Source organism: Bacillus sp. FSL R5-0712, from assembly GCF_038593285.1.
Classification (GTDB): domain Bacteria; phylum Bacillota; class Bacilli; order Bacillales; family Bacillaceae; genus Bacillus; species Bacillus safensis.
Window position 1 is genome coordinate 706,377 of the sequence record NZ_CP151981.1, and the last position, 11,614, is coordinate 717,990.

An 11,614-nucleotide genomic window follows, 5' to 3' on the forward strand; every position below is an offset into this window, starting at 1 on the left:
AAAACAAATGGCTAAACAAATCAAGTGTGTTGTCTGGGATTTAGATCATACATTATGGGATGGAATTTTACTTGAATCAGATGAAGTGACGTTAAAGCCATCGATGAAGGAAGTGCTAACAGAGCTAGATGAGCGCGGGATCCTTTTATCCATTGCAAGCCGGAATGATGAAGCTGCTGTGAGGGAAAAGCTCTCCGCCTTTGGGATCGAACATTTCTTTCTTTATCCAGAGATTCATTGGAATGCCAAATCTAGTTCATTAGAGAGAATCAGCGAGCGCTTAAATATTCATAAAGATACCATTCTCTTTATCGATGATCAGCCATTTGAACGAGAAGAAGTGAAGGCAGTTCATCCAGAGATTACTTGCTGGGATGCGGTCGATTATATGACATTGCTCACAGATGATCGACTGCGACCAGCTTTTATCACAGAGGATGCAAAACGGCGCAGAGAAATGTACATGGAAGCAGATCAAAGGCAGCAGGAAGAAGAGAAATATGAAGGGCCGCCTGAAAAATTTTTGGCCTCTTTAAATATGAAATTCGTTATATCAGAAGCAGGAGAACAAGATCTCCAGCGAGCCGAAGAACTTACCGTTCGAACCAATCAATTAAATGCAAGCGGGAAAACCTACGATTACGCAGAGCTTGATTATTTCCGTCAATCAGACAATCACTTGCTTCTCGTCTGTGAACTTGAAGATAAATTCGGTTCATATGGAAAAATAGGACTCTCTTTAATAGAAGAAACAGGTGATACATGGCATGTCAAACTACTGCTTATGTCTTGCCGTGTTATGTCACGTGGAGTCGGGACCATTTTACTGACAACGATTTTGCAAGAGGCGAAAAAGAGAGGAAAACGGCTTGTAGCTGATTTTAAACAAACCGATCGAAACCGCATGATGTATATCACTTATAAGTTTGCGAATTTCAAAGAAATCGAGAATGGGGAAGATGGCTATATTTTGTTCGAAAACGATTTAAGCATGATTCAGCCCTTCCCAGAATACGTAGATGTCAACATTGAGATAAAGCAGAAGGACCCTGCCAAATAAAAAAGCGAAAAGCGAGGAGATTGAATGATGAACCTACACGAACAAGTAAGAGCATATATCGAGCAAAACCTAGTGGTATTTGATGAGGAAATGGAGCTTGGAAATGATGATCATATTTTTGAACAAGGCTTTGTCAATTCACTATTTGCGATGAAACTAGTGAACTATATTGAACATGACTTTCACTTCCAATTAGACAATGAAGACCTCGACATTGCTAATTTTAGTACGGTCAACCGTATTGTCGCCTTAATTGAGAAAAAACAACAGGGGGCGGCTCTTCATGAAAACAGCTGAACAAACAATCGATGCCATTGAAGAAATACGACAATATTGCAATGAACATATCCGTCCATTTGCCAATGAATTCGATGAGACAGAACATTTGCCGGAGTCGCTGATTCGAGATATGGCGAAAAGAGGCTATTTGGCGGCAGGTATCCCATCCTCCTATCAAGGATTGGGGCTTGATCCAATTGCATATGGACAGTTCACGGAACAAGTGGGGAAAGCTTGCTGTAACGTACGGACATTATTAACAGTGAATTCACTAGTAGGGGAAGCCATTCTTCGTTATGGAACAGAAGACCAAAAACAAGGCTGGCTCGTTGAATTAGCTAAAGGGGAAAAAATCGGTGCCTTTGCTTTGTCAGAGCCGAATATTGGCTCAGATGCCAATCATGTTGAAACTAGCTATCAAAAAAAAGGACAGTCCTATGTATTAAATGGGAAGAAAAAGTGGATTTCCTTCGGAGCGATTGCAGATTTCTTTATTGTGATTGCACGAGACGGCGAACAAGTCACGGCATTCCTTGTCGATCGAGATCAGACGGGTGTAGAGATTGAGAGAATTACTGGAATGATGGCAAATCGAGCGTCTTATTTAGCAGAAATCACTCTTGATCATGTGCAGGTACACGAAGACTGTGTCTTAGGGCCAGTTGGGGGCGGTTTTAACCACGTAGTGTCTCTGGCTTTAGACCATGGACGATACAGTGTTGCCTGGGCAGGGCTTGCCATTGCACAAGAAGCCGTTGATTCTCTCGTTACGTATTCACGTAAAAGAACTCAGTTTAATGAAAAACTGTACAAGCATCAAATGATCAAAGGAATGATCGGAGATGCAGTCACTCAGCTCCATGCAGCGAGAGCTTTATGCCTAAAGGCTGGAGAAATGCGAGAAGCGAATCATCCTGATGCGATCACAGAAACATCCATTGCAAAATATTTTACCTCCAAAATTGCTGTCGACATTACAAATACAAATGTCCAAATCCATGGTGGGAGTGGATTTAGCCGGGAAAACTCAGCTTCAAGATTATATCGTGAAGCGAAGGTACTTGAAATTATTGAAGGGACTTCGCAAATTCAGCAGCAGGTCATTGCTAACTATGGTTTACGCCATTATTTCGTGAAACATTCTTAGAAAGAAAGGAGATGATCCCATGGCATTACAGCCGAAGAAGCTGGATAAACAGAACATTGAAAATATGTTAGGTATCACTACGATCCAAGAAGGACTGCTTTTTCATCATTTAATGCAACCGGACGGAACGGCTTATTTTGAACAACTGCTGATCCAAATAGACGGGCCGGTTGATCGAGATCTCTTTGCACATTCATGGATGCATGTCACCAAACAGCATGAAATGCTTAGAACATTGTTTAGATGGCAGGAACTCGCAAGGCCAGTACAAATTGTGCTGAAGCAGCATCAGCCTGACATTCGATACCGTGATTTGACCCAAGCTGAGGAGCCTCTTCATTTGCTGAAAGAGGAAATAACAGCACAGGATCGAGAGGAACGATTTGATCTACAGGAAGTTCCATTTCGCTTGACATTATGTGAAGTAAATGAAGAAGTCAGCTGGGTTCTCATTAGCTTTCATCACATTTTATTGGACGGGTGGAGTCTTGGGATTGTATTAAGTGATTGGATGAGTGCATATGAGCGCTTATCAAATGAAGACAAACCTCTTCTTGAAAAAAGACCGTCCTATCAATCATTTGTTAAATGGCAGCAGCAAAATCTTCAACAGACAGAAGCACAAGCTGTCTACTGGAAAAATGTTTTCGATGGCTGGAGTTATGCAGAACTACTTCCAAAGTCAGGCGGTGCATATGAAGATTCAGGTGCTTTTCATCAATATGAACATCAAGTGGATGCTTCCATTGCGGAGAGGCTGAGCAAATTCACGAATCAACATGATGTGACATTGGCATCTGTCATGTATACGCTGTGGGGAGTTTTGCTATCTAAGTACGCCAACCAAGATGATATTGTCTTTGGAACAACAGTATCAGGAAGAAATGCGGATGTTCCTCAAATTGAAAAGATGACAGGTTTGTTCATTAACACATTACCGCTACGTGTCTCATTCGAACAGGATCGGCCGATTGTTGAACAGATGCAGGAAGTGAGCCGGGAAATCGCAGTGAGAAATGAATATGAACATACTCCGCTATCCGACTTAAAGAAATATGCAGGAATGACGGCAGAACAATCATTATTTGATTCAATCGTCGTCATTGAAAACTATCCACTAGATCGAATGCTCACGAAAAGCGATCAGCCTGTGCGTATTCGCAGATTTGAGATGAAAGAACAGACGGAATTCGATCTCACGCTTAGTGTACAGGCGTTTGATGAACAGCTGCATTTTTCATTGGTGTATAACCCCGTCAGCTTTTCCGCTGAACAAATTGAAAAGTGGTGTCAGCATTTTCTTCATCTCCTGTCTGATGCTTGTGATCACCCACAAAAATCTGCTGCTCAGTTACAGCTGCTATCAGAAGAAGAGATAGAAAAGCAGTTAACAGTTTTTCAGCAATATGGCGGGGCAACGTCTATCAATGAACCAACGGTGATTGACCTATTTGAAGAGCAAGTGGAGCGAACGCCAACGGCAGCCGCAGTTGAGTTTAGCGGTACGACGGTTACATATGAACAACTCAACAAGAGAGTGAATCAGCTCGCACGCTATTTACAAAATAAAGGGGTCAAACAGGAGCAGCGTGTCGGCATTTTAGCAGAGCATTCCATTGAAATGGTGATAGCATGCTTAGCTATTTTAAAAGCTGGCGGGGCTTACGTGCCAATTGATCCTGAATACCCGCAGGAACGAATAGAGTATCTACTAGAAGACAGCGGAGTAGAATGGCTCCTAACTCATCCGATTAAAGGACTCACCTATGCCTATAACGGAGAAAAAATTGATATCACACAGCCGGATCTATATACCGGATCATCAGATAACTTGGCAGAAGCCATCACCTCAGACCAAACAGCCTACTGCATTTATACATCAGGAACGACAGGAAGACCTAAAGGTGTACTCATTCATCATCTTGGTTTAGCCAACTATATTGATTGGGCGAAACAAGTATATGTTCGAGGAGAAACAAGGCATTTTGCTTTGTACACATCATTGTCATTTGACCTGACAGTTACTTCTATTTTCACACCGCTCATTTCAGGAAATACCATCATGATTTATCACCATGAAAATCGGCAGCTGCTTGTCGAAGATATCATAAAAGATAATCGCGTACATGTGATGAAACTGACACCATCTCATTTACAGTTTATTAAGCACCTGTCTTTCCCAGAAAGCCAAATGAAATGTTTTATTTTAGGCGGAGAACAGCTGGAAACATCTTTAGCGAAATCCATTCAGCAGTCATTCCCGCAGCCTATAGAAATTGTGAATGAATATGGACCAACTGAAACAGTGGTTGGCTGCATGATTCATCGATATGACCAGGACCTTGATCAAGACGTGTATGTACCGATTGGAAAACCTGCACAGCATACAGATATTCTTCTTTTTGACAGACATATGAATCTTATGCCGGAAGGAACCATCGGTGAATTATATATTGGGGGGAAAGGTGTTGCAAAAGGGTATTTGAATCGCCCAGAGCTGACCGAAGAGCGGTTTGTCGATCATCCTTTCCAGCCAGGTGAAAAAATTTATAAAACAGGTGATGCAGCCCGCATTCTGCCTAATGGGCTCATTCAGTTTTTAGGCCGAAATGATGATCAAGTGAAGCTGAGAGGCTATCGTATTGAAACAGGTGAGATTGAATTTTGGCTGAATGAACAGCCAGGGGTCAAAGCAGCAGCTGTTGCTGTAAAGCCAGATGTTTCTGGTACACCATGTTTAGCCGCATATGTTGTCACGACAGCCATACTCGATCAAGCTGCAATGAAACAAGCACTAGCCGGTCAGCTGCCAGATTATATGATTCCAACTCACTTTGTTCAATTGGATGATATGCCGCTGACTGCCAACGGCAAATTAGATAAACGGGCTTTACCTGCTTTGAAACAGGGGCAACAAATGAAAAAGCAGGCGGGCTCTGACAATCTTTCTGATACTGAGAAAGTCATTCAAGATATCTGGAAAAAAGTCCTCGGCTTAGATGAGGTAAGTGTTCATGACAAATTCTTTGACATTGGCGGGCATTCTCTAAACCTGATTCATGTTAATCAACAGCTCGCTAAGCAATTGAATCAAAGCATTCCAATGGTCGAAATGTTCCGCCGTCCAACGATTAGAGAGCTAGCTGCATATTTAAGCGGTGCAACAGAGCAGAAGGGATCTGGCACACAGCCTGCGAACCAAAAGAAAAGAAAAGCCAACGAGCCGATTGCGATTATTGGAATGGCAGGTAAATTCCCTGGTGCAGAAAATGTTGAGGCATTTTGGCGAAATTTGAAGAATGGAGAAGAATCGATTTCATTCTTTTCCGATGAAGAATTGCTAGAGGCTGGAATTGACCGCCAAACCTTTGAGCGTTCCGATTATGTAAGAGCAAAAGGTGTGATTGATGGACCTGATTTATTTGATGCATCCTTCTTCGGCTATTCACCAGGTCAGGCAGAAATCATGGATCCTCAAATACGGCTGTTGCATGAGTACGCCTATAAGGCGCTGGAAGATGCGGGGTATGTGCAGGAAGATTATCAAGGTAAGGTCGGTTTGTTTACTGGGTCCACATCCAACTTTCAATGGATTCAGCGTTTTGCATCTTCGCTTGATAGCAGCATGTCAGAGCTGTTTGAAGTGGGCTCGCTCAATGATACGTATACCGTGAGTACAAGAATTGCCCATAAATTGAATTTGAAAGGACCAGCGCTCACATTGCAAACCGCTTGTTCGACTTCTTTGGTCGCCTTGCATTTGGCCTGTCAATCCATTGCAAATGGTGATTCAGATGTAGCGCTTGCGGGAGGCGTGTCGATTTTACACCCAGTGAAATCAGGCTACATTTATCAGCAGAACATGGTGAAATCAAGCGATGGTCATTGTCGTGCATTTGACGATCAAGCAGATGGAACTGTTGGCGGAGATGGTGTGGGTCTTGTTGCTTTAAAAGCACTTAGTGAAGCCATAAAAGATGGAGACCATATTTATGCGGTCATTAAGGGCTCTGCCATCAACAATGATGGTGATCAAAAGGTTGGCTTCAATGCTCCAAGTGTTGAAGGTCAGACAAGGGTCATTCAGGATGCCTTACATCAAGCAGATGTTTCACCAGATACGATTGAATATATAGAAACACACGGAACTGGAACGTCACTTGGAGATCCGATTGAAATAGAGGCGCTCACAAAAGCTTTCGACACAGACAAAAAACAATTTTGCCGCATTGGGTCTGTGAAATCAAATATTGGACATTTGGATGCAGCGGCAGGAGCAGCTGGCTTGATTAAAGCTGTGCTTTCTCTTCAGCATCACACATTTGTGCCTAGTCTTCATTTCAAAAAAGCCAATGAAAACATTGCATTTGAGCATAGTCCTTTCTTTGTAAACACTGAGCTGACCGACTGGAAGCAGCCAGTATCACATTTGCGGAGGGCTGGTGTGAGCTCATTTGGAATGGGCGGAACCAATGCGCATGTCATATTAGAAGAAGCGCCGAAAAGGGATCGTCAGCAAATGCCTCGTTCGGCTGAGCTGCTTGTCCTTTCAGCAAAGAGCAAAACGAGTTTGGAACGAATGAAAGACAACCTTGTGAATCAGTTGGAAAACACGCCTTCTCTCAATTTGGCAGACGCAGCTTATACCTTGCAAACAGGCAGGCAGTCCTTTGGATTCCGTCAAGCCTTTGTTGCGGCCAGCAGAGAAGATGCATTGCGTGTATTAACAGAAAAGCAAGGCAAGGGTATTGGGAAGCTCATGCATTCGCATGTGGAGAAACAAAAGATTATTTTTATGTTTTCTGGACAAGGCAATCAATACCTCAATATGGGATTAGATTTGTACCGGGAGGAGCCTTACTTTAAGAAGCAAATGGATGCTTGTTTTCAAGCATATGAAGAAGCAACAGGGCGAAGTCTTGCTCGCATTCTTTATCCATTAGCGGCTGAAACAGAAAAGGCACGCGAAAAATTGGCAAGCACTCAATATGCACAGCCAGCCATTTTTGCCATTGAATATGCCCTTTCCATGCTCTTCATTGAATGGGGGATTCGTCCTGATGCAATGATCGGCTATAGCTTTGGCGAATTAACGGCAGCCGCTATATCAGGCCTTTTCAGCTTAAAGGAAGCAATGTCGATGGTCGCCTGCCGGGCGAATGCGATGCAGTCGTCGCCAGCTGGCATCATGATGAGTGTTCCATTACCTGAAGCAGAGTTAAAACCGATGCTTCCAGAAGATATTTCTCTCGCTGTTGTCAATGATTCCTCATGTATCGTGTCAGGTCTTGAAGCAGCGATAAGTGAATTTGAACAAGAGCTGAAGAATAACAGATTGATGTGTATGCGATTAGGTGGAACCATTGCTGCTCACTCACATGTCATGAAGGAAGCAGCGGAGCAATTTGGTGAAAAATTAAAGGATATTAAAGCCAAGCAGCTACGTATTCCATTCATTTCGAATTTGACAGGAGACTGGATGACAAATACGAGTGCTCAGGATATGTCCTATTGGAAAAGGCATATGACCGATACGGTTCGTTTTGCTGAAGGCATCACAAATATTTTACAGCAAGACAATATTCAATTAATTGAGATTGGACCAGGTCAAGATTTAAGCGTGATGGTCAACCGGTCACTGAACGGCATGAATCAGCATGTATGTCATGTGCTCAGACATGCAAAACAAGATGTGACGGATACTGAATTTTTACTTGGGCAGATTGGACGTCTTTGGACACACGGAATAACCATCGACTGGAACAGGTTCCATCTAAACCGTCAGCCGCAGAAAATGCCGCTGCCAACGTATGCGTTTGATCAAACCTCCTATTGGTATGATGCATCAGACCGTGTAAAACGCGATAAACCTAAGCAGTCTGGACGAAAGGAGCAAATGGATGAATGGTTCTATACCCCTTATTGGGAGGCGGACCTTTCCCCTTATGTGTCATCAGATGATTCCTCTTTTGGAGCCTTGCTTTTGTTTGCGGATTCATCTGTCTTTGGAGAGAAGGTTGCAGCCGAGCTTCTGACGAAACGGAACGAGTTCGTAGTGGTTCAGAAAGGAAATGAATTTACGAAGCATGATGAAAAAAGCTACACCATTCGGTCAAATAAGCCTTCTGATTATGAAAAGCTCATATCAAATCTGGCAGATGACCAAATCAACGTGTCAGAAGTTTGTCATCTATGGGGGCTTTCAGAACGACAGCCGTCTCAATCAGAAGAAGAATGGGTGAAACAAACGCAGCAAGATGCTTATTACTCCTTGCTTTATATCGGACAGACTTTGAAAAAATCTGTTTTGGACCAAAAAGTATCCATTACAATTCTATCCTCATTGACGTATGCCGTTGGCGGTGAGTCTATCCTTTATCCTGAAAAAGCAATCCATCTTGGACCTGCCATGGTTATTTCACAAGAAACACCGAACTTGCGTTACCGCATTCTTGATGTCGATCGCCCGGTGGCAAATGGGGTGCAGGAAAAGAGGTTGCTGAAACAAATTAGCGATGAGTTAGATCGAACATCTGGACAGCTTCTCACGGTCTATCGACGAAATAAGCGATATGTGAAAAAGTATGCCAAAGCTCTAGTTCCCGAAACAGGACATACTCAGTTGGCTAAAAAAGATGGTGTCTACATTTTAATTGGCGGTCTTGGGTTTATTGGATTGAATATTGCACAGTCTTTGACCGAGCAAACGAAGGGAACGTTGATCTTAACGAGCAGGTCTGGACTGCCTGATAGAAGCAAGTGGCAAGAGTGGCTTGCTACGCACGATGAACAGGATCCAACTAAGAAAAAAATACAAAAGGTAATGGCACTTGAAGAGGCTGGTGCAGAAGTTCTCATAAAGAAAGTAGATGTTCGCCACAGGGAAGATATCCAGCAATTGATCAACACGGTGGATGCGGCCTATGGACAGATTGACGGTGTGATCTATGCAGCTGGAGTGACGGGTGATCAATCCTTCAGAGTGATGGAGCAAACAGATGTCACATTCTCAGAACCCCACTTTGAAGCGAAGATGAATGGTGTACTTCATCTTGATGCCGCCTTAGGTGACCGATCACTTGATTTCTGTTTTGTACTGTCATCTTTGTCACCGATCTTAGGCGGACTCGGTTTCACAGCCTATACAGCTGTGAATCATTTCATTGATGCGTACGTGTATGAACGAAATCTTCGTTCAGAAATGCAGTGGTCTGTCATTAGCTTTGACGGCTGGGAATTTGAGCAAGGAAAGCAGCTTGATCTCCCAATCGGAGATGATGTCACCGAAACGTTAATTACAGAAAAAGAAGGAAGAAGGATCTTTGAACGATTGCTTTCACTGGATCAAGTGGAACAAATGGTTATTTCAACAACGTCTTTACATGATCGAATTCACCGATATGTAGACCGTTTATCCCGTGAGGAAGAGAGTGCCGGAGAGCATGCACAAGATGGAAACTTATATTCTCGGCCAGCGCTGTCAACGAATTATGTTGCACCTGAAACGGAGCTAGAGAAGGAACTAAGTCAGCATTGGCAAGCTTTCTTTAAAATTGATGAAATTGGCATAGATGATCATTTCTTTGAAATGGGTGGAGATTCTCTAAAGGCGATTACTTTCATTGGCATCATTCATCGCGCATTCAGTGTAGAGCTGACGCTTCCACAATTCTTCCAAATACCAACGATCCGATTAATGGCAGAATATATCGACCAAGCAGACACTGCTGCTTATCATGCGATTGAAAAAGCCGAAATGAAGGAGCATTATCCTCTGTCGTCTGCGCAAAAACGGTTGTATCTCATGCAGCAAATGGATGTAAGCAGCACAGGATACAACGAATTTAAAGCAGGACGAATTAAAGGAAGGCTCGATATCAACAGGTTGGAATGGGCATTTCAGCAGCTTATAAAGAGACACGAAAGTTTGCGGACAGCGTTTGTACTAGAGAATGGCGTCCCTTATCAAAAGATTGAAGAAGAGGTACCATTTGCAGTCATGTTGTTTGACCTCACAGAGGGATCGACACAAGGATCTGAGGAAGATCAAAAACAAGTGATTGAACAATTTTTGACTGCCTTTACGTTAAGTGAGGCTCCATTGATGAGAGTTGGTGTGATGAAGCTGGCAGAAGAGGAATTCGTGCTCATGCTGGACATGCATCACATTATCTCGGATGGTCTTTCTCAAGATATTTTGGTCAACGACTTTATGCAGTTATACGACGGCAGGACGCTTGAGCCTCTCGCTTTGCAATATAAAGATTTTTCAGAATGGCAAAATGACATACTTGCGTCTGAAGCATTGAAAGAATCGAGTGATTACTGGAAAAACCGGTTAGAAGGTGCCCCGCTGCTTGATCTGCCAACAGATTTCGATCGGCCAGAGGTGAGACAATTCCGCGGCGGACATTATACGTTCCGTATAGAAGAAGCGGAGCTGAACGCGTTTAAGCAGGTGATTTTAAAGGAAGACGCAACATTGTTTATGGGTCTGTTAAGTCTGTATCAGATTTTGCTTCATAAATTAAGCGGACAATCAGATATCACGGTTGGGGTTCCGGTAGCAGGTAGAAAACAAGAGGAGCTGCAGCAAGTCATTGGTATCTTTGTCAATATGCTGCCACTTCGTTTATATCCTAAAGCAGAGCTGACTTATCAGCAATTCCTTCAGGATGTAAAGGCGCATGTGATCGATGATTTCGGTCATCAAGAATATCAATATGAACAAATGGTGCAAGACCTCCAGCTGAGCCGGAGTGTCAGCCGGAATCTATTGTTTGATGCTGTGTTCGCCTTGCAAAATATGAATCAGCCAGAACTGAAAGTTGGCGGTTTAACCTTTAGTGATTATCCGTACGAGACAGGAACGTCGCGATTTGATTTACTCTGGATTGCGTATGAACAGGAAGACGGTCTTTCTTCAACGATTGAATATAATACTGAGCTTTTCACAGAGGAAACCATAGAGCGGATTGCAGGTTTGCTGAAAGACATCATGCGGGCTGTTTCAGTAGATGCGGTGAGAATAGAGGAAATTGAACTGACTTCTTCATTCAAGCAATTAGACGACGTATCTCTTTTCGAATTAGATGACTTAAAAATATAAGTAAAGAGGTGAATGGAAG

The 11,614-nt window shown here is 43.0% G+C and carries 4 protein-coding genes; all 4 read left to right on the forward strand.

All coding sequences use genetic code 11. From position 1 onward, the window contains the following. Positions 1-7 precede the first annotated feature (7 nt). Genes NSU11_RS03485 through NSU11_RS03500 form a run of 4 tightly spaced genes read left to right on the forward strand, consistent with a single transcriptional unit; the run spans position 8 to position 11,595 of the window. Positions 8-1,060 (forward strand): HAD-IIIC family phosphatase, encoded by a 1,053-nt coding sequence (locus tag NSU11_RS03485; RefSeq protein WP_025092642.1) that lies wholly within the window; start codon positions 8-10, stop codon positions 1,058-1,060. 27 nt (positions 1,061-1,087) lie between these two features. Next, positions 1,088-1,357, forward strand: a complete 270-nt coding sequence (locus tag NSU11_RS03490) for a phosphopantetheine-binding protein (RefSeq protein ID WP_024424539.1) — start codon at positions 1,088-1,090, stop codon at positions 1,355-1,357. Further along, positions 1,344-2,486 carry an acyl-CoA dehydrogenase family protein gene (locus tag NSU11_RS03495; RefSeq protein ID WP_044334123.1) on the forward strand — a complete coding sequence of 381 codons (1,143 nt, stop codon included), beginning with the start codon at positions 1,344-1,346 and terminating at the stop codon, positions 2,484-2,486. Before NSU11_RS03490 ends, NSU11_RS03495 begins: the two co-directional genes overlap by 14 nt. 19 nt (positions 2,487-2,505) lie before the next feature. Beyond that, complete coding sequence (locus NSU11_RS03500; protein ID WP_342493789.1) at positions 2,506-11,595, forward strand: amino acid adenylation domain-containing protein; 9,090 nt, start codon at positions 2,506-2,508, stop codon at positions 11,593-11,595. The last annotated feature ends 19 nt before the right edge of the window (positions 11,596-11,614 follow it).

What these genes read in the sequence shown, in the direction of transcription:
- NSU11_RS03490 (WP_024424539.1), top strand. Translation starts at nt 1,088, where the DNA reads ATGAACCTACACGAACAAGTAAGAGCATATATCGAGCAAAACCTAGTG.
- NSU11_RS03495 (WP_044334123.1), top strand. Translation starts at nt 1,344, where the DNA reads ATGAAAACAGCTGAACAAACAATCGATGCCATTGAAGAAATACGACAA.
- NSU11_RS03500 (WP_342493789.1), top strand. Translation starts at nt 2,506, where the DNA reads ATGGCATTACAGCCGAAGAAGCTGGATAAACAGAACATTGAAAATATG.
- NSU11_RS03485 (WP_025092642.1), top strand. Translation starts at nt 8, where the DNA reads ATGGCTAAACAAATCAAGTGTGTTGTCTGGGATTTAGATCATACATTA.